The following is a 24996-nucleotide window of genomic DNA, read 5'->3' as shown; positions in this document are numbered from 1 at the left end:
CGTGACGACCATCTTGATTGTTGAAGATGAAAAAGAGATTCGCCGTTTCGTGCGCCTGGCGCTGGAAAGCGAAGGTCTGAAAATTGTGGAAGCGGAGCAATTACAGCGCGGGCTGATTGAAGCAGCGACACGAAAGCCGGATTTAGTGATCCTCGATCTTGGGCTGCCGGATGGTGACGGCAACGACTTTATCCGTGAAGTGCGCCAGTGGAGCAGCATGCCGGTGATTGTGCTGTCTGCGCGCAGTGATGAGCAGGACAAAATCGATGCACTGGATGCCGGTGCAGATGATTATCTGACTAAGCCGTTTGGTATCGGCGAGTTACTGGCCCGCGTGCGCGTGGCGTTACGTCGCCATCAAAGCAGCCAGCCTGAGCCGATCGTGAAATTTGGGGAAGTGAGTGTCGATCTGGCTGCGCGCCGCGTGCTGCGTAACGAACAGGAAATTCACCTGACGCCCACCGAGTTTCGCCTGCTGAGTTTGTTGCTGAACAATGCCGGAAAAGTGCTGACGCAGCGTCAGTTGCTGAATCAGGTGTGGGGGCCGAATGCGGTGGAGCACAGCCACTATCTGCGCATTTATATGGGACATCTTCGTCAGAAGCTGGAAAGCAATCCCACCCAACCCAGCCATCTGCTGACCGAAACCGGTATCGGCTATCGGTTTATGCCATAAAAAAACGACCCATGTTGTCACGTGGGTCGTTCCATGGAAAACGCGTGAAAAGGCGCACATAGCGCGCCTCGACGTTTAATTACGCGTTTTTCAGCACTTCGCTAACAATCTCTACCGCTTCTTTCTCGATCTGCTGGCGATGCTCAGCGCCAAGGAAGCTTTCACAGTAGATTTTGTAAGCGTCTTCCGTGCCTGACGGACGCGCAGCAAACCAACCGTTTTCGGTCATCACTTTCAGACCACCGATTGACGCGCCGTTGCCCGGTGCAGCGGTCAGACGTGCAGTAATCGGATCGCCCGCCAGCGTGTCAGCACTCACCATTTCCGGCGAAAGCTTAGACAGTGCCGCTTTTTGCGCTGAGGTCGCCGGCGCCTGCAGACGGTTATAGCTTGGCGCGCCGAAGCGTGCTGCCAGTTCGTCATAGTGCTGCTGCGGGTTCTTGCCGGTCACCGCAGTGATTTCGGCTGCCAGCAGGCACAGGATGATACCGTCTTTATCGGTCGACCAGGCTGAGCCATCGAAGCGCAGGAAGGAAGCACCCGCGCTCTCTTCTCCGCCGAAACCGAAGCTGCCATCAAACAGGCCATCAACAAACCATTTGAAGCCGACAGGCACTTCAACCAGCTTGCGACCGATGTCGTTGACCACGCGGTCAATCATCGCGCTGGAGACCAGGGTTTTACCCACCGCCACATCTTTGCCCCACTGCGGGCGATGCTGGAACAGGTAGTTGATCGCTACAGCCAGATAATGGTTCGGGTTCATCAGGCCAGCAGGCGTGACGATGCCGTGACGGTCGTAATCCGGGTCGTTACCGAACGCCAGATCGAACTTATCTTTGTACGCCAGCAGACCCGCCATCGCGCACTCAGACGAACAGTCCATACGCACCACGCCATCTTTATCCAGATGCATGAAACGGAAGGTCTGATCGACCGCATCATTAACAATGGTCAGATCCAACTTATAGTGCTCAGCAATACGCTGCCAGTAAGCGATACCGGAGCCACCTAATGGATCAACGCCGATTTTCAGGCCCGCTTTCTGGATTGCCGGGAAGTCAATGACTTCAGCCAGACCTTCAACATAGGGCTGAATCAGATCCTGCTCAACGATATGGCCGCTTGCCCAGGCCTGATCCAGCGGCAGACGTTTCACGTCTTTCAGTTCGCCTTTGATCAGCTGGTTAGCGCGATCTTCCACCACCTTGGTGACGTTGGTATCAGCCGGACCGCCGTTTGGCGGGTTGTACTTGATGCCACCATCTTCTGGCGGGTTGTGTGAAGGCGTGATGACGATACCGTCCGCCTGCGCGCCACCGCGTTTGTTGTGTTCCAGAATGGCGTTGGAGATCGCCGGCGTTGGCGTGTAGCCATTATCCTGCTGCACGATCACATCTACACCGTTCGCCGCCAGCACTTCCAGCACCGACAGAATCGCCGGCTCAGACAGTGCGTGAGTATCTTTACCCACATAGCACGGACCGGTGATGCCATTCTTTTTGCGCTCTTCTGCGATGGCTTGCGCAATCGCCAGAATGTGCACTTCATTGAAGCTTTGGCGTCCCGCGCTGCCGCGGTGGCCAGAAGTGCCAAATTTCACCGCATGGTCCGGGTTAGCCGCATCGGGCTTCAGGACGTAATACTGCGAGGTTAATTGTGCAACGTTAATCAAATCGCTCTGCTGGGCAGGCTGCCCGGCACGGGGGTGATTGGCCATTGGCGCTTCTCCCTGACGCTTCAGTTTAAATGGTGCCGCGAACTTTCTCTGTCAGTTCCTGAGGGAACTGCATCGCCAGCATGATGTGTTCCACCATGCTGCATTTGCGGCCTGTATTGGTATTGGTGATCACCCAGTACGGTGTGCCAGGAACGTGCTTCGGCTTAGTATGGGTGCCATTTTGCAGCAGCGTATGCTCGTCACCCGCAAAATAGACGCGAGTGCGGCCCTGCAGCGAGGCAGTCGCATCAGCAAAGGCTGCTGGATCAAGACGATAGAGCGTTGACAGTACCAGCATAAAGCGATTAACCGCCTTATTCTGCTCAGCATACTGATCAGAGAGCAGCAGTTCACGCACGGCGCGTACGCGATCCTGAGGACGCGCTTCGCTGCGCACTGGCTGCGCTTCCTTGACCGAAGCCGAAGCCGCAGCGACAGGTGCAGTCGGTGCGGTCTGGCCCGCGGTAAACTTCAGCATGCGGCGCAAAATATCCGAGGCGCTTTCACCAATGTGCTGCGTGTGGCTGGCAATATAACGGTAGAGTTCTTCGTCAACTTCAATCGTTTTCATCTTATTCCGTACAATTCTGGCAAATGACAGAACCACGCTTTATTGCAACGGCCTTAGCAAAATCGAGCTGTGCAAAACGTGAGCGGGCTCTAACATAAGGATTATAAAGTTAAATCCGTGGCAGCCGATAGCGCTGGCGTCGTTTCAGGGCAAAAGTCGGAATATGCCCTAATGCCTGGCCGGCTGGCTCCTGGACAGGTGAATCCATGATACCCTAAGCCAAGGTCACAACCGTAAGAACTTTAGCCATGATTTTGAACGCCCGTCTGCAAACTGAACAATCTCCCCCTGAAGCGTCCCCGATTCTGTTAATTCATGGCCTGTTTGGCAGCCTGGATAACCTTGGCGTGCTGGCACGCGGCGTACGGGATGCTCGCCCCACGTTACAAGTGGACGTACGCAACCATGGTTTATCTGAGCGCAGTGAGGTGATGAATTATCACGCCATGGCGCAAGATATCGTTGAGACGCTGGATGCACACCAGATTGAACGCGCTGGCGTGATAGGCCACTCGATGGGCGGTAAGATCGCCATGGCACTGAGTGCCGTGGCCCCCGAACGTATTGAGAAGATGGTGCTGATCGATATCGCGCCCGTGGATTACCAAACCCGCCGCCACGATGAAATCTTTGCCGGTATTCGCGCCGTCACCGCCGCGGGTGTGACGCGTCGCAGTGAAGCGGCCGAGGTGATGCGCCAACATGTCGCCGAAGAGGGGGTGATTCAGTTTATCCTCAAGTCCTTTGTCGAGGGCGAATGGCGCTTTAACGTGCCGGTGTTGTGGGACAACTACACCACGATTTCTGGCTGGGAAGAAGTTCCCGCCTGGCCACATCCCGCATTGTTTATTCGCGGTGGCGATTCTCCTTACCTCGACAATCAGCACCGCGATGCACTGCTGCGTCAGTTCCCGCAGGCACACGCACACGTGATTAGCGGGGCCGGTCATTGGGTCCATGCCGAAAAACCTGATGCGGTTTTGCGCGCAGTTCGTCGTTTTTTTAACCTGTAAAAGCAAAAGCTTGCCGTATGCGGTTTAGGGTTGGCGTCGCGGATGGCGCTGGAGTATGATGTCGCGCTAAAAATTTGCCGCGGATGATTTTTTCGCCGCGGTCGGGCCGATAATGTATAAATCGCGCAGCGCCTTTCCGCCGTTCGCGCCCACTCAGTTTCACTAATCATGGCAAAAGAACAGACTGACCGTACCACGCTTGATCTTTTTGCAGACGAGCGGCGTCCTGGTCGACCCAAAACCAGCCTGCTGACACGTGACGAACAGTTGCGTATCAACAAACGTAACCAGCTCAAGCGCGATAAAGTGCGAGGGCTGCGTCGTGTTGAGCTGAAAATGTCCAGCGAAGCGGTTGACGCCCTGAACACGCTGGCCGAGCAACAAAACATCAGCCGCAGCGAATTGATTGAACAAATGCTGCTGGCGCAACTCAAACTGTCTTAGCGCGCTGACCGCACGCAGGAACACAAAGTTCAGGCTTTACTCGTTCCGCCCTTTTCAACGGTCTGCTATCATTCGCTAACATGTGCAGTCAATTGACTTACTTTCACAATCAGGCTTTAAGAGGTTACTTAACCCATGGCAATCGTAGGCATTTTCTTCGGCAGCGATACCGGCAACACTGAAAACATTGCAAAAATGATCCAGAAACAACTGGGTAAAGATGTCGCCGAAGTGCATGACATTGCTAAGAGCACTAAAGAAGATCTCGCAGCGTTCGACATCCTGCTGCTGGGCATTCCTACCTGGTATTACGGCGAAGCACAGTGTGACTGGGATGACTTCTTCCCTACGCTGGAAGAGATCGACTTTAATGGCAAACTGGTGGCGCTGTTTGGTTGTGGCGACCAGGAAGACTACGCAGAATATTTCTGTGATGCGATGGGCACGATTCGCGACATCATTGAACCAAACGGCGCGGTGATTGTGGGCCACTGGCCGACTGAGGGCTATCATTTTGAAGCCTCAAAAGGTCTGGCCGATGACAAACACTTCCTCGGCCTGGCGATTGACGAAGATCGTCAACCTGAGCTGACCAACGAACGTGTTGATGCCTGGGTGAAACAGATTTTTGATGAGCTGCAGTTAAAAGAGATCATCGAAGCCTGATGCCTCGCCTCCCCAATGTGAGCGCTGGCTCACATTGGGACAAAGGAATTTCCTATAAAAATAATAGCTACGGTTTTTTAACTTTTCCCCGCAAATCTGTAGAATACCCGCAATGGTCATCCGCTTATTCCTCTGATTGTTGACTGAGGCTGAGTGAAATGGAAACCCAAACCACACCGTTCCGCGCTGACGTAGGCGATGTTTATCCTTACGACTTTTGTTGATTTGCGCGATACCCCGGTTTTCATTTCACTGCTTGAGTTCTATAATGAGACGCAAATGAGAATACGTGTGACCTAAACATTCAAGGCCCCTGCGCCGTAAGTGACATGCAAAGTAACAGGACAATATCCGAATGACTGACAACAACTCCGCATTGAAGAAGGCTGGCCTGAAAGTCACTCTGCCAAGATTGAAAATTTTGGAAGTGCTTCAGGGACCGGGCCCCGAGTCCCATCACGTCAGTGCGGAAGATTTGTATAAGCGCCTGATCGATATGGGCGAAGAGATTGGCCTGGCAACGGTATATCGCGTTCTTAACCAGTTTGATGACGCGGGTATCGTCACCCGTCATAACTTCGAAGGCGGCAAATCCGTATTCGAACTGACTCAGCAGCATCACCATGACCACTTGATCTGCCTGGATTGTGGCAAAGTGATCGAATTCAGCGATGAATCAATCGAAACGCGTCAGCGTGAGATTGCCACTCGCCATGGCATTAAACTCAGTAACCACAGCCTGTACTTGTACGGCCACTGTGCACTGGGAGACTGCCGCGAAGACGAGACGCTCCACGATAAGTAATTGAGTGTGCTATGCAATATAAAAAAACCGGTGCTGGTCACCGGTTTTTTTATGCCTGTTATCAAGCGATAAAGGTCTCGTGGAGGTAGCGCCAGCGAGGAATGGTGGTGCTGCAATCCAGCACAGCCAAAGAGATGCGCGTTTGATGGGTGCCGTTCAACATCTGCAGTTCACGATACTGAATCGTCACTTCCTGGCTCTGTTGAGAAATGATGGCATGCTCACTGGTGGCAATGCGCAGCCCTTCCCGCTGACCGTGCAGTTTGCGAAACAGCACTTCGGTCTCATTCAGATCCAGTTGCTTACCCAGCGGCGTCACCATTTTGAAATCCGGGTGAAAGTGTGACAAAAGCAGTTCCATGCTGTCATCACTGCCTTCTACCTGGTTAAAAACACGTTCAATAAGCTGATGTAATACCACCACACTATGCTTAGCTTCCAGGGCGAGACTTGTCATTTTTTTTCCTTTGATAACCCGCAGAGCTCTATTTAGAGCGCATAGCCTACCTGAAATACAATTTTTCACACTCGCAAATGGGTTAATTTTGCTAAAGTCAGAATTGTCGCAAAATAGACAACAAGCTCAGCTTGCCGCCTTCAGCATAATTGATTGCCCGTGGCGAATTACAGGCAATAAAAAAGGGCGATTGCTCGCCCTTTCATGATCATATTGTGCAATCGACGAAAGATATTACTCGCCAATCTTCGCGAAGGTATCGCGCAGTCCAACCGTGCGGTTAAACACCAATTTACCCGGCTGTGAGTAGACACTATCGGCACAGAAATAACCTTCACGTTCAAACTGATAAGCTGCGGTAGTGGCCGCTTCACGCAAACCAGACTCCACGAAGCCCTGTTTGATCTCCAGCGAGTTCGGGTTAATGGTGGTGAGGAAATCCTCAGCCGCCGCGGGGTTTGGCACGCTGAACAGACGGTCGTAAAGACGGAACTCAGCTGGCAGTCCATGAATGGCGGAAACCCAGTGGATCACACCTTTCACTTTGCGACCATCCGCCGGATCCTTGCTCAGGGTGTCAACATCACAAGTGGCATAGATGCAGGTAATGTTACCCTCTTCGTCTTTCGCCACACGCTCAGCACGAATCACATAAGCATTGCGCAGACGCACTTCTTTGCCCAGAACCAAACGTTTGTACTGTTTGTTGGCTTCTTCACGGAAGTCAGCGCGATCGATCCACACTTCACGGCTGAACGACACTTCACGCGTGCCCATCTCCGGCTTGTTTGGATGATTAGGCATGGTCAGCGTTTCTTCGTGGCCGGCGGGCAGGTTTTCGATCACCACTTTCAACGGGTCAAGTACCGCCATCGCGCGTGGTGCGTTCTCATTGAGATCGTCACGAATACAGGATTCCAGCGACGCCATCTCAACGATATTGTCCTGTTTAGTCACGCCGATGCGGCGGCAGAATTCACGAATCGAGGCCGCGCTGTAACCACGACGGCGCAGACCTGAAACGGTCAGCATGCGGGGATCATCCCAGCCTTCCACCACTTTCTCGGTGACCAACTGCGTCAGCTTGCGCTTCGACATCACCGCGTATTCCAGATTCAGCCGCGAGAATTCGTACTGGCGCGGATGCTGCGGAATGGTGATGTTGTCCAGCACCCAATCGTAAAGGCGACGGTTGTCCTGGAACTCCAGCGTACACAATGAGTGGGTAATGCCTTCGATCGCATCCGAAATGCAGTGCGTGAAGTCGTACATCGGGTAGATGCACCACTTGCTGCCGGTCTGATGGTGATCGGCAAACTTAATACGGTACAGCACCGGATCGCGCATCACAATGAAGCTGGATGCCATGTCGATTTTGGCACGCAGACAAGCTTTACCTTCCTCGAAACCGCCATCACGCATTTTCTGGAACAGCGCAAGGTTCTCTTCCACGCTGCGGTCGCGGTACGGGCTGTTTTTACCCGGCGCAGTCAGGGTGCCGCGATATTCACGGATCTCTTCAGCAGACAACTCATCAACGTAAGCCAGACCTTTATTGATCAGCTCAACGGCGTAGTTAAACAGTTGGTCGAAATAGTCTGAGGAGTAACGAATGTTGCCGCTCCACTCAAAGCCCAGCCATTGCACGTCACGCTTGATGGATTCAACGAACTCCAGGTCTTCTTTCACCGGGTTAGTATCGTCAAAACGCAGGTTGCACTGTCCTTGATAATCTTGGGCGATACCAAAGTTCAGGCAGATAGATTTCGCATGGCCAATATGCAGATAACCATTGGGCTCAGGCGGGAAACGGGTATGCACACTGCTGTGCTTACCGCTCGCCAAGTCTTCGTCGATGATCTGACGAATAAAGTTCGTTGGGCGGGCTTCAGCCTCACTCATCTCAAAATCCTCAAAACAATAGCGGGTGATTTGTACCACGAAGTAACGGAGTATGATCCACAAAGCGCAGGAGGGAAACAACCGTTTGTTGGTCGTTTTAAAACAAAAAAGGCAGGAATTGCTTCCTGCCTTCTGGCTAAATCACAAGGACTTAGTTTTTCACTTCATACAACGGTGTCACACCTGCAACCACTGAACCGCTGGCCAGCAGATTCAGTCCGGCGAAATCATCGCTGTTGCTGACCACCACCGGGCTAATCATTGAGCGCGCGTTGGCGTTGAGGAAGTCCAGATCCATCTCCAGAATCGGCTGACCGGCAGTGACGGTTGCTCCCTCTTCTACCAGACGTGTGAAGCCTTTTCCTTCCAGCGCCACGGTGTCCAGGCCCATGTGCACCACGATCTCAACGCCGTTAGCGGCTTCCAGACAGAACGCATGGTTGGTGTTAAAGATTTTCACCACGGTACCGGCAATCGGTGCCACCACGGTTTTGTCGGTTGGCTTGATTGCCAGACCATCGCCCACCGCTTTGCTGGCGAACGCCTCATCCGGCACCGCGTCGAGCGCGACAATCTCACCGGTCACCGGTGCCACCAGCGTAGCAATCACCGCTTTTTCGGTGTTCAGCACGGCTTGAGGTTTTGCCGCAACAGGCGCTGCTGCTGCAGGAGCGGAAGCCGCAGCAACCGGGCCTTTGCTCAATACCGTTTTCATTGCGGAGGCGATGCTTTCAGCCTGCGTGCCGACAATCACCTGCACGCTCTGCTTGTTCAAACGAATCACACCAGACGCACCCAAACGTTTCGCCACGCCTTCATTCACCTGGGCTGAGTCTTTGACGTTCAGACGCAGACGAGTAATGCAGGCATCGATGTTGGTCAGGTTGTCTGAACCGCCGATGGCGGCAATGTAGCGGCGTGCCAGTGATTCGGTCTGGCTTTCACCGTTACCGCTGTGATCAACGTTGACGTCGTAGCCGTCAGTTTCATCGCCCGCAGACAATTCACGACCCGGTGTCATCAGATTGAATTTCTGAATAGTGAAACGGAATACCACATAGTAGATGGCGAAGAACACCAGGCCTTGTGGGATCAGCATCCACCAATTCACCGCCAGCGGGTTACGCGTTGACAGCACCATATCCACTAAGCCGGCACTGAAGCCGAAGCCAGCAATCCAGTGCATGCTCGCGGCGATAAATACGGAGATACCGGTCAATACCGCATGGATCACATACAACACCGGTGCCACGAACATGAAGGAGAATTCCAGCGGTTCAGTGATCCCCGTGAAGAAGGCCGCGAAGGCTGCCGCCAGCATGATACCGCCGACTTTCGCGCGGTTTTCTGGACGTGCGCAGTGGAAGATAGCCAATGCTGCACCCGGCAAGCCAAACATCATGATCGGGAAGAAGCCCGCCTGATAGCGACCGGTGATGCCCGGGATACCCGTGCCATTCGCGATTGATTGTGCACCGCCAAGGAACTTAGGAATATCGTTAATGCCTGCCACGTCAAACCAGAATACGGAGTTCAGTGCGTGATGCAGACCGACCGGAATCAGCAAGCGGTTAAAGAAGGCATACACGCCTGCGCCCACCGAGCCCATTTTCTGAATGTGCTCACCGAAGTTCACCAGGCCGCCGAAGATGATTGGCCAGATGTACATCAGGATAAACGCCACAACGATCATCAGGAATGAGACAAGGATCGGCACCAAACGGCGCCCGCTGAAGAACGACAGCGCTTTGGGCAGCTCAACATGGCTAAAGCGGTTATACACTTCAGCGGAGAGAATACCGACCAGAATACCCACGAACTGGTTGTTGATCTTGCCGAAGGCAGCAGGCACCTGATCGACCGGAATCTTCTGAATCATCGCTACTGCGGCAGGTGAACAGAGTGTCGTCACCACCAGGAAGCCCACGAAGCCGGTTAACGCGGCCGCACCATCTTTATCTTTGGACATACCGTAAGCCACACCGATGGCAAACAGCACTGACATATTTTCGATAATGGCAGAACCGGACTTGATCAGCAGAGCGGCCAGCGCATTGCCTGCACCCCAGCTGTCTGGATCAATCCAATACCCTACCCCCATCAAGATTGCCGCTGCCGGCAGTGTCGCTACCGGCACCATAAGCGCGCGGCCGACCTTTTGCAGATATCCTAAAATACTCACCTTTTTCTCCCCCTATGAGACTGGCGTTTGCCGTAGCGCGGGTTGATTTTATTATCCCTACGCTCGGTACCTTGATGACATCTTTCACCACGAGGCGCAGTGTAAAGATAAATTAATTCGCCTCGCAAATTAAAACCACAGTAACTGTGACTTTAATCACCATAATGGACGTTTATCACTGCGAAATGCTAGCCACCACCACAAACTTATTTTATGATGAAAAATATCAGGTCGCACTTTTCCCTGCTGGTTGCGCTTAAACCGATTACGCTTAATGGCAGCAACCTAAACCAGCATCGGCGACAACAATTTCCTAATCTTAATTGAGGTGAAGACATGAGACTGATCCCTTTGGCCACACCGACCCAGGTGGGTAAATGGGCTGCACGCCACATTGTTAACCGCATTAATGCGTTTAAGCCTAGCGCAGAACGTCCCTTCGTGCTGGGCTTGCCAACCGGTGGTACGCCACTGGAAGCTTACAAGCACCTGATTGATATGCACAAAGCGGGCCAGGTTAGTTTCAAGCATGTGGTGACGTTCAATATGGACGAATACGTGGGCCTGCCAAAGGAGCATCCGGAAAGCTACCACAGCTTCATGTACCGCAACTTTTTCGATCACGTTGATATCCAACCAGAAAATATCAATCTTCTGAATGGCAATGCGCCAGATATTGACGCAGAATGTCGCCAGTACGAAGAGAAGATTCGCTCTTACGGTAAAATTAATCTGTTTATGGGCGGCGTGGGCAACGACGGACACATTGCCTTTAATGAGCCGGCTTCTTCACTCTCTTCCCGCACCCGCATCAAAACCCTGACGCACGATACCCGCATCGCCAACTCGCGTTTCTTTAACGGTGATGTCGATCAGGTGCCAAAGTACGCTCTGACCGTGGGTGTGGGTACGCTTCTGGATGCCGAAGAAGTGATGATTCTGGTGACGGGCCATCTTAAAGCGCAGGCGTTGCAGGCCGCTGTAGAAGGTAACGTTAATCATATGTGGACCATCAGCTGCCTGCAGCTGCATGCGAAATCTGTGGTGGTGTGTGACGAACCGGCCACCATGGAACTGAAAGTGAAAACCGTGAAATATTTCCGCGAAATGGAAGCGGAAAATATGAAAGGTGTGTGAGAACACGTTGTGAAAAACCTGCTGCCGTAAGGTGGCAGGCTTAGCCGGGAGAGAAAAACGATGTACGCATTAGTGAACGGCCGGATTTTTACCGGTCATGAAATTCTGGATAATCATGCAGTGGTGATTGCAGATGGCCTGATTGAGCGCGTGTGCCCACGAGATGCGCTTGATGCAACGATGACACAGCAGGATGTGGCTGGTGCGTTTATCGCTCCCGGATTTATTGATTTGCAGTTAAACGGCTGCGGCGGCGTGCAGTTTAACGATGATATCGATGCGCTGAGCGTGGAAACGCTGGAAATCATGCAGCGTGCCAACGAAAAATCAGGCTGCACCAGCTATCTGCCAACGCTGATCACCAGCACCAATGCTTTGATGAAGCGTGCCATCGAAACCATGCGCGCCTATCTGGCCAAACACCCTAATCAGGCGTTAGGCCTACACCTGGAAGGTCCATGGCTAAACAAAGCCAAAAAAGGTACCCATAATCAAGATTTGATTCGTCTGCCCGATGCGGAGATGGTCGATTTTCTTTGCGCCAACGCAGACGTGATCACCAAAGTGACGCTGGCGCCAGAAAATGCCGGTGCCGAGGTGATTGGCAAGCTGCGCAATGCCGGCATTATTGTTTCTGCGGGTCATTCAAACGCCACTTATGAAGAAGCCAAAGCGGGCTTTAGTGCGGGTGTCTCTTTTGCCACTCACCTTTATAATGCCATGCCAACCTTTGCAGGGCGTGAACCTGGTCTGATCGGTGCGCTGTTTGATTCACCTGATGTATACTGCGGCATCATTGCGGATGGTTTACATGTCCACTACGCTAACGTGCGTAATGCAAAGCGCATCAAAGGTGACAAGCTGGTGTTGGTAACGGATGCGACCGCACCCGCTGGCGCGTCAATTGATAAATTCATTTTTGCAGGCAAAACAATATACTATCGCGACGGCCTTTGCGTTGACGAAAACGGTACCTTAAGCGGTTCTGCGCTCACCATGATTGAAGCGGTGCAAAACAGCGTAGAACATTGTGGTATCGCGCTGGATGAAGCTTTGCGCATGGCAACGCTCTACCCGGCCCAGGCAATGGGTGTGGAAAAACAGCTGGGTTCAGTGACAGCAGGAAAAGTCGCTAACCTCACTGTCTTTACCCGCGATTATCAAATCACTAAGACGTTAGTCAATGGAGACGACGTCCTCAGCGAGTAAGTACTGAATGACCACTGGCGGCCAGACTCAAATAGGAAATGTCGATCTTGTCAAACAACTCAATAGTGCAGCCGTTTACCGGCTAATTGATCAACAAGGGCCGATATCGCGTATACAGATTGCCGATCTCAGCCAGCTTGCGCCCGCCAGCGTCACGAAAATTACCCGCCAGCTTATTGAGCGCGGCCTGATCAAAGAGGTAGAGCAACAAGCCTCTACCGGTGGTCGCCGCGCCATTTCCATCATTACCGAAACTCGCCATTTTCATACCATCGGCGTTCGCTTAGGACGCAATGATGCCACGCTGACATTATTCGATCTGAGCGGAAAATCGCTGGCGCAGGAAGATTATCCCCTGCCTGAGCGCACCCAGGAAACGCTGGAGAATGCGCTGTTCAATGCCATCACGGCATTTATGGCGGCGCATCAACGCAAGATTCATGAATTAATCGCGATCGCGGTGATTCTGCCAGGCCTGGTGGACCCGATTAACGGCATTATTCGCTATATGCCGCACATTGCTGTCAGCCACTGGCCGCTGGTATCCAGCTTGCAGAAACGCTTTAACGTCACCAGCTTTGTCGGTCACGATATCCGTAGTCTGGCGCTGGCGGAGCACTATTTCGGTGCAAGTCGTGACTGTGCAGACTCCATTCTGGTGCGTTTACATCGCGGTACCGGCGCGGGCATCATCGCTAACGGCCATATTTTCCTCGGCAGCAACGGCAACGTGGGCGAAATTGGCCACATCCAGGTCGATCCCTTGGGTGAGCGCTGCCACTGCGGCAACTTTGGCTGTCTGGAAACGATTGCCGCCAATGGCGCGATTGAAAATCGCGTGCGCCATTTGCTCAACCAGGGCTATCCCAGCACGCTGACGCTGGATAACTGCCTGATGCCGCAAATTTGCCGTGCCGCCAACCAGGGCGATGCGCTGGCCTGCGAAGTGATTGAGTATGTAGGGCGTTATCTCGGGAAAGCGATTGCGATTGCCATTAACCTGTTCAACCCACAAAAGGTGGTATTGGCGGGGGAAATCACCGATGCAGACAAAGTGCTGTTCCCGGCGATTGAAGGCTGCATTAATACCCAGGCGCTGAATGCCTTCCGCAAAAACCTGCCGGTGGTGCGTTCCGAACTGGATCACCGTTCCGCTATTGGCGCCTTTGCCCTGGCGAAACGTGCGATGCTGAATGGTATCTTGCTGCAGCATCTGCTGGAAGAATAATTGAAGCCTGCCGTCTGGCGGGCCCGACCGGAAGCCAATATGACCATCAAAAGCGTAATCTGTGACATCGACGGCGTGTTGATGCACGACAATACCGCCGTGAAAGGCGCGAATGAGTTTCTGCAGCGCATCCTTGAAAAAGAGATGCCGCTGGTGGTGCTGACCAACTATCCGTCGCAAACCGCTCAGGATCTGGCAAACCGTTTTGCCAATGCGGGTGTCGAGGTACCGGATTCAGTGTTCTATACCTCGGCGATGGCGACCGCCGATTTCCTGCGTCGTCAGGAAGGCAAAAAAGCCTACGTGATTGGCGAAGGCGCGCTGATTCACGAACTGTATAAAGCCGGATTTACCATCACCGATGTGAATCCCGATTTTGTGATTGTTGGGGAGACGCGCTCCTTTAACTGGGAAATGATGCATAAAGCGGCTTTCTTTGTGGCTAATGGCGCACGCTTTATCGCCACCAACCCGGATACCCACGCACGCGGTTTTGTGCCAGCCTGCGGTGCACTCTGCGCCGGTATCGAAACCATCTCCGGTCGCAAACCGTTTTACGTCGGTAAGCCGAGCCCGTATATCATGCGTGCTGCGCTAAATAAGATGCATGCCCACTCGGAAGAGACGGTGATTGTCGGCGATAACCTGCGCACCGATATTCTGGCCGGATTCCAGGCGGGCCTGGAAACCATTCTGGTGCTCTCCGGGGTTTCGACGCTGAGTGACATTGATGCGATGCCTTTCCGCCCTGACTGGATTTACCCTTCAGTGGCCGATATCGACCTGTTTTAAACCTTCTCTTATCGCATTTACTTATCGCCCTGCCCGCACGTCGTGTGAGCAGGGCGTTTGTTTTTACATCCCTTTATTATGATTTTGTGCACCGTTAATTGCGCAGGAAATCATCCAAAACGCCAATTCATTAGATGCCATCTAATTTAATTGATATTCCATTAGATGAAATTCAATTTTTAAGCCATCACAACAATCTTTTTATCAAAAGATCGCAATTTAACTTGCGTTAACACCACCAGATAGCGCATTTTCTTATACATCACGCAGTCAAGGCTGCCGGACAAACGTAGAAATAACATCGCCGCAAGGTGAGATCAGGAGTCAGTTATGTGTTCGATTTTTGGTGTGCTGGATCTGAAATCCGATCCTGTTGAACTGCGCAAGAAAGCGCTGGAGTGTTCCCGTCTGATGCGTCACCGTGGACCGGATTGGTCTGGCGTGTATGCCGATGACAAAGCCATTCTGGTGCATGAGCGCCTGTCGATTGTTGACGTCAACAACGGCGCACAGCCGCTGTACAACGCTGACCACACCCACGTACTGGCCGTGAACGGTGAGATCTACAACCATCAGGCTTTGCGTGCTGAACTGAGCGATCGTTATGCGTTCCAGACCGGTTCTGACTGCGAAGTGATCCTCGCGCTGTATAAGGAAAAAGGTCTCGATTTCCTCGATGATCTGCAAGGTATGTTCGCCTTTATTCTGTGGGACAGCGTGAAGCAGCAGTATCTGATTGGCCGTGACCACATCGGGATTATCCCGCTGTACATGGGCAACGATGAGCACGGCAACCTGTTTGTCGCCTCTGAAATGAAAGCGCTGGTGCCGGTTTGCCGCACCATCAAAGAATTCCCGCCGGGAAGCTTCCTGTGCAGCAGCGATGGCGAAATCCGTCGTTACTGGCAGCGTGACTGGATGGATTTTTCTGCCGTTGCCGAGAACACCACTGACGCTGCGGGCCTGAAGCATGCACTGGAAGAGTCAGTGAAAAGCCACCTGATGTCTGACGTGCCTTATGGCGTGCTGCTGTCTGGCGGCCTCGACTCCTCTATCATTTCTGCCGTGACGAAGCGCTTTGCGGCAAAACGTGTGGAAGATGAAGATAAAAGTGATGCCTGGTGGCCACAGCTGCACTCTTTTGCGGTAGGTCTGGAAGGCTCACCTGATCTGAAAGCGGCCAAATCAGTGGCGGAACATCTGGGCACCGTGCACCACGAGATTCACTTCACCGTGCAGGAAGGTCTGGATGCGATTCGCGATGTGATTTACCACATCGAAACCTATGACGTGACCACCATTCGCGCCTCTACGCCGATGTATTTGATGTCGCGTAAAATCAAGGCGATGGGCATTAAAATGGTGCTGTCTGGCGAAGGTGCGGACGAAGTGTTTGGTGGTTACCTGTATTTCCACAAAGCACCGAACGCTCAGGAATTCCACGAAGAGAACGTGCGTAAACTGCTGGCGCTGCACATGTTTGACTGTGCGCGTGCCAACAAAGCGATGTCGGCATGGGGCGTTGAAGCGCGCGTACCGTTCCTCGATAAGAAATTCCTTGATGTGGCGATGCGCATCAACCCGGAAGACAAAATGTGCGGCAGCAACGGCAAAATGGAGAAACACATTCTGCGTGAATGCTTCTCTTCTTACCTGCCGGAGAGCGTGGCATGGCGTCAGAAAGAGCAGTTCTCTGATGGCGTAGGCTACAGCTGGATCGATAGCCTGAAAGAAGTGGCCGCGAAGCAGATCACCGATCAGCAGTTGTCTACCGCGCACTTCCGTTTCCCGTACAACACGCCGAACTCGAAAGAAGCGTATTTGTACCGCGAAATCTTTGAAGAGCTGTTCCCGATTGCCAGTGCAGCAGAGTGTGTTCCGGGCGGTCCATCCGTCGCCTGTTCATCTGCCAAAGCGATTGAGTGGGATGAAGCTTTCAAAAACATGGATGACCCATCTGGTCGTGCTGTCGGCGTGCATCAGTCCGCCTACAAATAAGCTTGTGAATGAGTAGGATAAGGGGTCTGTAAAGGCCCCTTTTTGTTTTCATCGTCGATGTGACGATAGAAAACTGCTGAATAAATCGCCACCCTGGTTACAAGCCAGTCAAACAGGCGTTTTAAGGCAAAAAACGGCAAAAAACTTGTTGACGCTACAAAGCTCAATACGCATAATGCGCCCCGCAACGCCGATGAAGGTTAGCGAAAAAAGATGGCTACGTAGCTCAGCTGGTTAGAGCACATCACTCATAATGATGGGGTCACAGGTTCAAATCCCGTCGTAGCCACCATCTTTTCGCGGGAGTGGCGAAATTGGTAGACGCACCAGATTTAGGTTCTGGCGCCGCAAGGTGTGCGAGTTCAAGTCTCGCCTCCCGCACCATTTCAGTCTTCGGCAGCCGGATGGGGTATCGCCAAGCGGTAAGGCACCGGTTTTTGATACCGGCATTCCCTGGTTCGAATCCAGGTACCCCAGCCAATCCGATATTTACTCGTGGATGCGAGTCGACAAATGGGATATCGCCAAGCGGTAAGGCACCGGTTTTTGATACCGGCATTCCCTGGTTCGAATCCAGGTATCCCAGCCATTATCGGATGCAGTAAGCAGTAAACTCAGGCTACGTAGCTCAGCTGGTTAGAGCACATCACTCATAATGATGGGGTCACAGGTTCAAATCCCGTCGTAGCCACCAAATTTTTGGGGTGTCGCCAAGCGGTAAGGCTCTGGTTTCTGATACCAGCATTCCGGGGTTCGAATCCCTGCACCCCAGCCATATTAAAGATAATTTGTAACGCCATTAATTGGGGTGTCGCCAAGCGGTAAGGCTCTGGTTTCTGATACCAGCATTCCGGGGTTCGAATCCCTGCACCCCAGCCAATTAAAGACAATTTGAAAACGCATTATTGGGGTGTCGCCAAGCGGTAAGGCTCTGGTTTCTGATACCAGCATTCCGGGGTTCGAATCCCTGCACCCCAGCCAAATTGCACAATAAAGCCCGCTTTTGCGGGCTTTATTGTTTTCTGCATCCGGGAAAATGCCAGGAGCGCCCTGCGACGCTCTGCCATCTATAAGCCCAACGCGTACTTCAGCGCCTTACGTTTCAGCGCTCCAGCATTCTCCGCTGCAATCAATCCCAGATTACGCACAAAACGCAATGGGGCCAGCGTGTTGCTAAAGGCAAAATAGAACAGATCCATCCCACCCTGCATTAGCAAATTATCGTTATAGCGTTGACGATGATAACGCTGTAACACCGCATCCGATGACCATAACTGAGCCTGGCTGCGCGCCTCCACCAACGTATTGATCAACGCATCAACATCGCGATACCCGAGGTTTACGCCCTGTCCGGCAAGGGGATTGATGGTGTGTGCTGCATCACCCACCAGCGCCAATCCCGGCAAAACATAGCGCGTAGCGTGGCGACGAACCAACGGGAATGAGGCTGCTTTCTTGACCTGAACCCGCCCAACGCGTGCCGGGAAATGGGCGTGAATCTCTTTTTCAAGCTGTGACAATGGCAACGCCTGTAGCTGGCGAATACGCGCCGGTGCGTCATACCACACCAGAGAAGCGTGGCGATCAAACAGCGGCAGAAAAGCACGTGGCCCCTCTGGCGTAAATTGCTGCCAGGTCGAATCCCCCGCATCATGCTCACATTCGACGCTAATCAGCATGCAGGACTGCGCGTATTGCCAGCCACGCACGCCAATTCCCGCCAGCTGGCGCACGCGCGAGTTGGCGCCATCCGCGCCAACCACCAGCCGCGTATCCAGCGTGGTGCCATTATCCAGCTGGACCTGCCAGCCGCCACGATGCGATTGAAGCTGCTGCAGGCTGGCGGGACAAATCAGCGTGATCCCCTCTTCCTGCATCTTTTCCCACAGCGCACGTTGCAGCACGCTGTTTTCCACCATATATCCCAGTTCTGGCAAGCCCAGCGAGGCAGCATCAAAGGTCACATGTGCACTTTGCCACTCCCAGGTTTCGAGCTTGCGATAAGGCGCACAGCGCATCGCCAGCACGCGTTCCCACACATTCAACTGACGCAGCAGTGCTACCGACGAGGCTCCAATCGCGGAAATGCGGACATCGGGCGGGCTTTCTGCATCAAACGCAGCGGGTTCGGCACGTTCAATCACCGCCACACGAAATTGCTGCTGTGCCAGTCCACAAGCCAGCGCGGCACCAACCATACCGCCGCCCACCACCACCACATCAAAATGTGAATCCTGCATTGACTCTAATCCTTCTGCTTGTCGTGATAGCTCACGTCATCACGTTGATAGATAAAGTGTACCGGAAATTGGCTGCACAATCTCAGACCCTGCTGTGCTGGTCACAACAGCAGCAAAGCATTACAATACGCGCCCTGCACTTCCCTGCTCTGAATCAATGGCTAGTTCGATGACCAAAAAACTGCATATTAAAACCTGGGGCTGTCAGATGAATGAGTACGATTCATCAAAGATGGCCGATCTGCTGAACAGCACGCACGGTTACACCCTGACCGAGGACGCTGAAGAGGCGGATGTCCTGCTGCTCAACACCTGCTCGATCCGTGAGAAGGCGCAGGAGAAGGTTTTCGCGCTGTTAGGACGCTGGAAGAAATTGAAAGCGATAAATCCTGACGTGATTATTGGCGTCGGCGGCTGTGTCGCTTCGCAGGAAGGTGAACGCCTGCGTGAACGCGCCAATTGCGTGGATATTGTATTTGGTCCACAGACACTGCATCGCTTGCCAGAGATGCTGAATCAGGTGCGCGGGACGAAAAGCCCGGTGATTGACATCAGCTTCCCGGAAATCGAGAAATTTGACCGTCTGCCAGAACCGCGTGCAGAAGGCCCGACGGCCTTTGTCTCCATTATGGAAGGCTGTAACAAATACTGTACTTTCTGCGTGGTGCCTTACACCCGAGGCGAGGAAGTGAGCCGTCCATGTGACGATATTCTGTTGGAAATCGCGCAACTGGCTGCGCAGGGCGTGCGAGAAGTGAATTTACTGGGCCAAAACGTCAACGCCTATCGCGGCACGACCTTTGATGACCAGCTCTGCAGCTTCGCGGAACTGTTGCGTCTGGTGGCGGCCATTGATGGCATCGACCGCATCCGCTTTACCACCAGCCATCCGATTGAATTCACTGATGACATTATTGATGTCTACCGTGACACGCCAGAGCTGGCGAGCTTCCTGCACTTGCCCGTTCAGAGCGGTGCCGATCGTATCCTGACGCTGATGAAGCGTGCGCACACCGCGCTGGAATATAAAGCCATCGTCCGCAAACTGCAGAAAGCACGTCCTGATATTCAGATGAGTTCAGATTTCATCATTGGTTTCCCTGGCGAAACGCAACAGGATTTTGAGCAGACCATGAAACTCGTGGGCGACGTGAATTTCGATGTCAGCTTCAGCTTTATCTACTCGGCCCGTCCGGGTACGCCTGCCGCTGATTTGCCTGACGATGTGTCGGAAGAAGAGAAAAAGCAGCGCCTGTATATTCTGCAGGATCGCCTCAATCAGCAGGCGATGGCGTGGAGCCGCCGCATGCTCGGCACCACACAGCGTGTGCTGGTAGAAGGCATCTCACGTAAAAATGTCATGGAACTGACCGGACGCACCGACAACAACCGCGTGGTGAACTTCGAAGCGCCTGTTGAGATGATCGGTAAGTTTGTTGACGTGGAAATTGTCGATGTCCATGCCAACTCGCTGCGTGGCAAACTGATCCGCACTGAAGATGAAATGGCATTGCGTGTCAGCCTCAGCCCCGATGCGGTGATAGCCCGCACGCGCCGTGAAAATGACATCGGTGTCGGTCTTTACCAGCCTTGATACTCCAACTTTGCGCGGCAGTGCACAAGGTGCTGCCGCCTGTTTCATCCCGTGCCCCTTGCATTCCACCTGCAACGCCCAAATATCGCTTCTGTAACTTGCAGCCGGGCCTTGCCCCATAAATAATTCCGTATAGATGCTCAATCTGTGATGGAGCATTGGATACACCTTCTTCAACTGGCCCTGAGTGACCCAAAGGATTCATTTGAATATCGAAACTCGTGAAATCGCCCTTGAACCGGCTGATAACCGCCGACTGATGAGCCTGTGCGGTCCGTTTGATGACAATGTGAAGCAGCTGGAAAAACGCCTCGGTGTCGAAATCAACCGCCGGGACAACCATTTCAAACTGGTGGGCCGATCGCTCAGCGTTGACGCAGCCATCAACATTCTGCGTGACCTGTACGTGAGTACTGCGCCAGTGCGTGGCCAAATCCCGGATATTGAACCGGACCAGGTGCATCTGGCGATCAAAGAGAGCCGTGTACTGGAGCAAACCGCCGAAAGCGTGCCGGAGTTTGGTAAGGCGATTCACATCAAAACCAAGCGCGGTGTGATTAAACCTCGTACGCCCAATCAGGCGCAGTATGTGGCTAATATCCTCGACCATGACATCACCTTCGGTGTGGGTCCAGCTGGTACCGGTAAAACCTATCTGGCGGTGGCCGCTGCCGTTGATGCCCTGGAACGTCAGGAAATCCGCCGTATTTTGCTGACGCGCCCTGCGGTAGAGGCCGGCGAAAAACTGGGCTTCCTGCCGGGTGACCTGAGCCAGAAAGTCGATCCTTACCTGCGTCCGCTCTACGATGCCTTGTTTGAAATGCTCGGCTTTGAGCGCGTGGAAAAGCTGATGGAGCGCAATGTGATTGAAGTGGCTCCGCTCGCTTACATGCGCGGCCGCACACTCAATGACGCCTTTGTGATTCTCGATGAAAGCCAGAACACCACCATCGAGCAGATGAAGATGTTTCTGACACGTATCGGTTTCAACTCCAAAGCGGTGATCACCGGTGACGTCACACAGATTGACCTGCCGCGCAGCACCAAATCCGGCCTGCGTCATGCCATTGAGGTTTTGGCGGAAGTCGATGAAATCAGTTTTAACTTTTTCCACAGCGAAGACGTGGTGCGTCATCCGGTTGTCGCACGCATCGTGAATGCTTATGAAGCGTGGGAAGAAGCCGATCAGAAGCGCCGTGACAAACTGGCAGAAGAGCGCAAGCGTGAAACGCTAGCGTCTCAACTTGCCGCCCCATCCAGCCCGCAGGAGCCTTCATGAGCGCGGTGATTTTAGATTTACAGTTGGCCTGTGCCGATGAAAATGGCCTGCCAGCCGAACCTGCTTTCCAGCGCTGGCTCGAAGCCGCCGTGACGCCTTTCCAGCCGGAAAGTGAAGTCACCATCCGTCTGGTGGATGAAGCGGAGAGTCATGAGCTTAATCTGACTTATCGCGGTAAGGATAAGCCGACCAACGTGCTCTCTTTCCCGTTTGAAGCGCCACCAGGGATTGAGCTGCCACTGCTGGGCGATCTGATTATTTGTCGTCAGGTTGTTGAGCAAGAAGCGGAAGAACAAGGCAAAACCGTTGAAGCCCACTGGGCGCATATGGTTGTCCACGGCACGCTACACCTGCTGGGCTATGACCATATTGAAGATGAAGAAGCCGAAGAAATGGAGGCGCTGGAGACCGAGATAATGCTTGCTCTTGGTTATCCTGACCCGTACATTTCGGAGAAAGAAGACGCCTGATCCCCTTAGGTTCAGGTTATTGCGCTGCTGGCGCGGATGCCAGCAGTTCCTTTCCCTCACCAGAGAGAACGAAATAAAAACGCCATGAGCGACGACCATTCTCAAAACAGCGACGCACCCAGTAGTAAAAAGGGATTTTTCTCCCTGTTAATTAACCAACTTTTTCACGGTGAACCCAAAAACCGTGATGAGCTACTGGGACTGATCCGCGATTCTGAGCAAAAAGAGCTGATCGACCAGGACACCCGCGACATGCTCGAAGGGGTGCTGGATATTGCCGAGCAGCGCGTGCGTGACATCATGATCCCGCGCTCCCAGATGATCACCCTTAAACGCAACCAAAGCCTTGAAGAGTGCCTTGCGGTCATTATTGATTCCGCCCACTCACGCTTCCCGGTGATCAGCGAAGATAAAGACCACGTCGAAGGCATTTTGATGGCCAAAGACCTGCTGCCGTTTATGAGCAGCGCGTCTGAACCTTTCAGCATTGAGAAAGTGCTGCGCACCGCCGTTGTCGTGCCTGAAAGTAAGCGTGTTGACCGCATGCTGAAAGAGTTCCGTTCCCAGCGCTATCATATGGCGATTGTCATTGACGAATTCGGTGGCGTTTCCGGGCTAGTCACGATTGAAGATATCCTCGAATTGATTGTCGGTGAAATTGAAGATGAATATGACGATGAAGAAGATCGTGATATCCGTCAGTTAAACCGCCATACCTATACCGTACGTGCGCTTGCGCCTATCGAGGATTTTAACGAGGTATTTGGTACCAGCTTCAGTGATGATGAAGTGGATACCATTGGCGGTCTGGTGATGCAGGGATTCGGCCACCTTCCCGCGCGCGGTGAGAGCATCGACATTGATGGTTACCAATTCAAAGTCGCGATGGCCGACAGCCGCCGTATCATCCAGGTGCATGTGAAAATTCCGGAAGACTCTCCACAACCGCAACTGGAAGACGAATAATTTTATGGCTTTAGCCTCTCTCTACTCGCAGCAGCGGGTTCGCCTGCTGCTGGCTTTGATTGCGGGTGCCGTTGGCACCCTTTCCTTTTCTCCCTATGATTTTTGGCCTGCCGCATTAGTTTCCCTGGCGGGACTGCAACTGTTGCTACTGGATCGCCGCAGCCCTCAAGCCGCCGCGATTGGCTTCGTCTGGGGCTTTGGTCTGTTCGGCAGTGGCATTAACTGGGTTTACGTCAGCATCGCCACCTTTGGTGGTATGCCTGGCCCGGTTAACGTCTTCCTGGTGATATTGCTGGCCGCTTACCTGGCGATTTATCCGATGCTGTTTGCGGCGGTGCTTAATCGCCTGTGGCCACGTGCGACCTTGTGGCGTCTGGTGCTGGCGGCACCGGCATTGTGGCAAATCAGCGAATTTCTGCGTGGCTGGATCCTGACCGGATTCCCGTGGCTGCAGTTCGGCTACAGCCAGATCGACGGTCCACTCAAAGGCCTTGCGCCGCTGGCGGGCGTTGAAACCATCACTTTCCTGTTGATGGTGATCGCCGGTCTGCTGGTGCATGCGCTTTATCATCGTACGGTGAAGAGCCTGGTGGCGGCCGCGGTATTGCTGCTGCTGCCATGGCCACTGCGCATGTTGCAGTGGTATCAGCCGCTGCCGGAACGCAGCGTGGACGTGGCGATGGTGCAAGGCAACATTCCCCAGTCGATGAAGTGGGACCCACAGCAGTTGCTGAATACGTTGCGTGTGTACACCTCTTACAGCCAGCCTTATATGGGCAAAGCGCCCATCATTATCTGGCCGGAATCGGCGATTACTGACCTTGAAAGCAATCAGCAGCCGTTCCTCAAAGCGCTGGATGCCGAACTGCGCGAGCGCGGCAGCTCGTTAATTACCGGGATTGTCGATTCACGCGTTGAAGGGGATAACCGCTACCACGATTACAACTCCGTGATTGTGCTGGGCGGCGAGCAGCCTTACAGCTATCAGAGCCACAATCGTTATCAGAAAAACCATTTAGTGCCGTTCGGGGAGTTTGTGCCGCTGGAAGATCTGCTGCGTCCGCTGGCGCCGTTCTTCGATCTGCCAATGTCGTCGTTCAGCCGTGGTGCCTATGTACAGCCGCAGTTGAAGGTGGCGGGTTATGATCTTACCAGCGCCATCTGCTACGAGATTGTGTTGGGCGAGCAGGTACGAGCCAACTTCCGTCCTGATACCAACTTCCTGCTGACAGTCTCTAACGATGCCTGGTTTGGTCATTCCATTGGCCCCTGGCAGCATTTCCAGATGGCGCGTATGCGTGCACTGGAATTGGGCCGTCCGCTGTTGCGATCCACCAATAACGGTGTCACGGCGGTGGTGAATGCCAACGGCGAGGTTGAAAAAGAGATCCCGCAGTTCACGCGTGACGTGCTGGAAGCCAGGGTAACACCCACCACTGGTGAGACCCCTTATGCCAAAGCAGGCATCTGGCCGGTATGGATTCTGACTTTAATCGGCATCGTTCTGGCGATTATTCGTCGCCGCCACTGACACTCCGATCACATTCTGACAGGCGAAGTGCTCACTTCGCCTTTTTTTTGCGCTGTTTTCCGCTCCCATCGGCTACGCTTTACCAGATTCTCTGCTGGCTTTTTCACGCATCTCAC

At 53.3% G+C, this 24996-nt stretch carries 21 protein-coding genes and 8 tRNA genes; 23 read left to right on the top strand and 6 right to left on the bottom strand.

Translation table 11 applies throughout. The annotated features are described in order from the left end of the window. Position 1: 1 nt before the first annotated feature. Complete coding sequence (gene kdpE, locus F3J37_RS08865; protein ID WP_034829121.1) at positions 2 to 676, top strand: two-component system response regulator KdpE; 675 nt, start codon at positions 2 to 4, stop codon at positions 674 to 676. A gap of 79 nt (positions 677 to 755) precedes the next feature. Here the strand turns inward: kdpE and pgm are convergent, their stop codons facing one another. Beyond that, positions 756 to 2396, bottom strand: coding sequence for a phosphoglucomutase (alpha-D-glucose-1,6-bisphosphate-dependent) (gene pgm, locus F3J37_RS08860; RefSeq protein ID WP_034829119.1), 1641 nt, complete (start codon positions 2394 to 2396; stop codon positions 756 to 758). A gap of 25 nt (positions 2397 to 2421) precedes the next feature. Beyond that, the gene (gene seqA, locus F3J37_RS08855) at positions 2422 to 2967 is read right to left on the bottom strand and encodes a replication initiation negative regulator SeqA (protein ID WP_166933023.1); all 546 of its coding nucleotides are present in this window, start codon (positions 2965 to 2967) and stop codon (positions 2422 to 2424) included. Positions 2968 to 3215: 248 nt separating this feature from the next. On the opposite strand from seqA, the gene ybfF reads away from it, so the two are divergent. The 4 genes from ybfF to fur all read left to right on the top strand — a co-directional run bounded on the left by ybfF (position 3216) and on the right by fur (position 5895). Continuing rightward, positions 3216 to 3980 carry an esterase gene (ybfF, locus tag F3J37_RS08850; protein WP_166933021.1) on the top strand — a complete coding sequence of 255 codons (765 nt, stop codon included), beginning with the start codon at positions 3216 to 3218 and terminating at the stop codon, positions 3978 to 3980. A 168-nt stretch (positions 3981 to 4148) separates the two neighbouring features. Next, positions 4149 to 4424, top strand: coding sequence for a LexA regulated protein (gene ybfE / locus F3J37_RS08845; RefSeq protein WP_034829114.1), 276 nt, complete (start codon positions 4149 to 4151; stop codon positions 4422 to 4424). A gap of 135 nt (positions 4425 to 4559) precedes the next feature. Continuing rightward, a complete protein-coding gene (gene fldA, locus F3J37_RS08840; protein ID WP_034829111.1) occupies positions 4560 to 5090 on the top strand; it encodes a flavodoxin FldA in 531 nt (176 codons plus the stop codon). Positions 5091 to 5445: 355 nt separating this feature from the next. Continuing rightward, positions 5446 to 5895 (top strand): ferric iron uptake transcriptional regulator, encoded by a 450-nt coding sequence (fur, locus tag F3J37_RS08835; protein WP_058962149.1) that lies wholly within the window; start codon positions 5446 to 5448, stop codon positions 5893 to 5895. 61 nt (positions 5896 to 5956) lie between these two features. Here fur and F3J37_RS08830 read toward each other — a convergent pair whose 3' ends face one another. From F3J37_RS08830 to nagE, 3 genes are all read right to left on the bottom strand, one after another. After that, the gene (locus F3J37_RS08830) at positions 5957 to 6352 is read right to left on the bottom strand and encodes a hypothetical protein (protein WP_038648263.1); all 396 of its coding nucleotides are present in this window, start codon (positions 6350 to 6352) and stop codon (positions 5957 to 5959) included. Positions 6353 to 6586: 234 nt separating this feature from the next. Next, positions 6587 to 8254, bottom strand: a complete 1668-nt coding sequence (glnS, locus tag F3J37_RS08825) for a glutamine--tRNA ligase (RefSeq protein WP_038648266.1) — start codon at positions 8252 to 8254, stop codon at positions 6587 to 6589. A gap of 151 nt (positions 8255 to 8405) precedes the next feature. Then, positions 8406 to 10430, bottom strand: coding sequence for an N-acetylglucosamine-specific PTS transporter subunit IIBC (nagE, locus tag F3J37_RS08820; RefSeq protein ID WP_166933206.1), 2025 nt, complete (start codon positions 10428 to 10430; stop codon positions 8406 to 8408). 342 nt (positions 10431 to 10772) lie between these two features. Between nagE and nagB the strand changes: the two genes are divergently transcribed. The 13 genes from nagB (at position 10773) to F3J37_RS08755 (ending at position 17781) form a co-directional block, all read left to right on the top strand. Beyond that, the gene (nagB, locus tag F3J37_RS08815; RefSeq protein WP_034829102.1) at positions 10773 to 11573 is read left to right on the top strand and encodes a glucosamine-6-phosphate deaminase; all 801 of its coding nucleotides are present in this window, start codon (positions 10773 to 10775) and stop codon (positions 11571 to 11573) included. Positions 11574 to 11633: 60 nt separating this feature from the next. After that, positions 11634 to 12782: an N-acetylglucosamine-6-phosphate deacetylase gene (gene nagA, locus F3J37_RS08810; protein WP_166933019.1), complete on the top strand. Its 1149-nt coding sequence runs from the start codon at positions 11634 to 11636 to the stop codon at positions 12780 to 12782. A gap of 7 nt (positions 12783 to 12789) precedes the next feature. Further along, positions 12790 to 14010 (top strand): DNA-binding transcriptional regulator NagC, encoded by a 1221-nt coding sequence (nagC, locus tag F3J37_RS08805; protein ID WP_034829098.1) that lies wholly within the window; start codon positions 12790 to 12792, stop codon positions 14008 to 14010. Positions 14011 to 14049: 39 nt separating this feature from the next. Then, complete coding sequence (locus F3J37_RS08800) at positions 14050 to 14802, top strand: HAD-IIA family hydrolase (protein ID WP_034829095.1); 753 nt, start codon at positions 14050 to 14052, stop codon at positions 14800 to 14802. A 330-nt stretch (positions 14803 to 15132) separates the two neighbouring features. Continuing rightward, a complete protein-coding gene (asnB, locus tag F3J37_RS08795) occupies positions 15133 to 16800 on the top strand; it encodes an asparagine synthase B (protein WP_166933017.1) in 1668 nt (555 codons plus the stop codon). A gap of 215 nt (positions 16801 to 17015) precedes the next feature. Beyond that, positions 17016 to 17092: transfer RNA gene (locus F3J37_RS08790), tRNA-Met, on the top strand. A 7-nt stretch (positions 17093 to 17099) separates the two neighbouring features. Then, positions 17100 to 17184 (top strand) — tRNA-Leu (locus F3J37_RS08785). Positions 17185 to 17205: 21 nt separating this feature from the next. After that, a tRNA-Gln gene (locus F3J37_RS08780) sits at positions 17206 to 17280 on the top strand. A 34-nt stretch (positions 17281 to 17314) separates the two neighbouring features. Then, a tRNA-Gln gene (locus F3J37_RS08775) sits at positions 17315 to 17389 on the top strand. 28 nt (positions 17390 to 17417) lie between these two features. Continuing rightward, a tRNA-Met gene (locus F3J37_RS08770) sits at positions 17418 to 17494 on the top strand. Between the two features lie 6 nt (positions 17495 to 17500). Further along, a tRNA-Gln gene (locus tag F3J37_RS08765) sits at positions 17501 to 17575 on the top strand. A 29-nt stretch (positions 17576 to 17604) separates the two neighbouring features. Then, positions 17605 to 17679, top strand: a tRNA-Gln gene (locus F3J37_RS08760). Between the two features lie 27 nt (positions 17680 to 17706). Next, positions 17707 to 17781 (top strand) — tRNA-Gln (locus F3J37_RS08755). Between the two features lie 86 nt (positions 17782 to 17867). Here F3J37_RS08755 and ubiF read toward each other — a convergent pair. Continuing rightward, entirely contained in the window at positions 17868 to 19040 is a 1173-nt protein-coding gene (gene ubiF / locus F3J37_RS08750) for a 3-demethoxyubiquinol 3-hydroxylase (RefSeq protein WP_166933015.1), read from the bottom strand. 169 nt (positions 19041 to 19209) lie between these two features. On the opposite strand from ubiF, the gene miaB reads away from it, so the two are divergent. From miaB to lnt, 5 genes are all read left to right on the top strand, one after another. Next, a complete protein-coding gene (gene miaB / locus F3J37_RS08745) occupies positions 19210 to 20634 on the top strand; it encodes a tRNA (N6-isopentenyl adenosine(37)-C2)-methylthiotransferase MiaB (protein WP_058960792.1) in 1425 nt (474 codons plus the stop codon). A 205-nt stretch (positions 20635 to 20839) separates the two neighbouring features. Then, the gene (locus F3J37_RS08740) at positions 20840 to 21913 is read left to right on the top strand and encodes a PhoH family protein (protein WP_058960793.1); all 1074 of its coding nucleotides are present in this window, start codon (positions 20840 to 20842) and stop codon (positions 21911 to 21913) included. Next, positions 21910 to 22383: an rRNA maturation RNase YbeY gene (gene ybeY, locus F3J37_RS08735; protein ID WP_034829084.1), complete on the top strand. Its 474-nt coding sequence runs from the start codon at positions 21910 to 21912 to the stop codon at positions 22381 to 22383. The genes F3J37_RS08740 and ybeY overlap by 4 nt, the downstream gene beginning before the upstream one ends. Before the next feature lie 84 nt (positions 22384 to 22467). Further along, positions 22468 to 23349 carry a CNNM family magnesium/cobalt transport protein CorC gene (gene corC, locus F3J37_RS08730; RefSeq protein WP_034829075.1) on the top strand — a complete coding sequence of 294 codons (882 nt, stop codon included), beginning with the start codon at positions 22468 to 22470 and terminating at the stop codon, positions 23347 to 23349. A 4-nt stretch (positions 23350 to 23353) separates the two neighbouring features. Further along, a complete protein-coding gene (lnt, locus tag F3J37_RS08725; protein WP_166933013.1) occupies positions 23354 to 24880 on the top strand; it encodes an apolipoprotein N-acyltransferase in 1527 nt (508 codons plus the stop codon). Positions 24881 to 24996 lie beyond the last annotated feature (116 nt).

Source organism: Candidatus Pantoea communis (genome assembly GCF_011752685.1).
Taxonomy (GTDB): Bacteria; Pseudomonadota; Gammaproteobacteria; order Enterobacterales; family Enterobacteriaceae; genus Pantoea; species Pantoea communis.
This window is presented reverse-complemented; position numbering and strand designations above follow the sequence as displayed.

Coding starts and splice junctions, on each gene's coding strand:
- pgm (WP_034829119.1), bottom strand. CDS start 2,396: ATGGCCAATCACCCCCGTGCCGGGCAGCCTGCCCAGCAGAGCGATTTG.
- seqA (WP_166933023.1), bottom strand. CDS start 2,967: ATGAAAACGATTGAAGTTGACGAAGAACTCTACCGTTATATTGCCAGC.
- ybfF (WP_166933021.1), top strand. CDS start 3,216: ATGATTTTGAACGCCCGTCTGCAAACTGAACAATCTCCCCCTGAAGCG.
- ybfE (WP_034829114.1), top strand. CDS start 4,149: ATGGCAAAAGAACAGACTGACCGTACCACGCTTGATCTTTTTGCAGAC.
- fldA (WP_034829111.1), top strand. CDS start 4,560: ATGGCAATCGTAGGCATTTTCTTCGGCAGCGATACCGGCAACACTGAA.
- fur (WP_058962149.1), top strand. CDS start 5,446: ATGACTGACAACAACTCCGCATTGAAGAAGGCTGGCCTGAAAGTCACT.
- F3J37_RS08830 (WP_038648263.1), bottom strand. CDS start 6,352: ATGACAAGTCTCGCCCTGGAAGCTAAGCATAGTGTGGTGGTATTACAT.
- glnS (WP_038648266.1), bottom strand. CDS start 8,254: ATGAGTGAGGCTGAAGCCCGCCCAACGAACTTTATTCGTCAGATCATC.
- nagB (WP_034829102.1), top strand. CDS start 10,773: ATGAGACTGATCCCTTTGGCCACACCGACCCAGGTGGGTAAATGGGCT.
- nagA (WP_166933019.1), top strand. CDS start 11,634: ATGTACGCATTAGTGAACGGCCGGATTTTTACCGGTCATGAAATTCTG.
- nagC (WP_034829098.1), top strand. CDS start 12,790: ATGACCACTGGCGGCCAGACTCAAATAGGAAATGTCGATCTTGTCAAA.
- F3J37_RS08800 (WP_034829095.1), top strand. CDS start 14,050: ATGACCATCAAAAGCGTAATCTGTGACATCGACGGCGTGTTGATGCAC.
- asnB (WP_166933017.1), top strand. CDS start 15,133: ATGTGTTCGATTTTTGGTGTGCTGGATCTGAAATCCGATCCTGTTGAA.
- ubiF (WP_166933015.1), bottom strand. CDS start 19,040: ATGCAGGATTCACATTTTGATGTGGTGGTGGTGGGCGGCGGTATGGTT.
- miaB (WP_058960792.1), top strand. CDS start 19,210: ATGACCAAAAAACTGCATATTAAAACCTGGGGCTGTCAGATGAATGAG.
- ybeY (WP_034829084.1), top strand. CDS start 21,910: ATGAGCGCGGTGATTTTAGATTTACAGTTGGCCTGTGCCGATGAAAAT.
- corC (WP_034829075.1), top strand. CDS start 22,468: ATGAGCGACGACCATTCTCAAAACAGCGACGCACCCAGTAGTAAAAAG.
- lnt (WP_166933013.1), top strand. CDS start 23,354: ATGGCTTTAGCCTCTCTCTACTCGCAGCAGCGGGTTCGCCTGCTGCTG.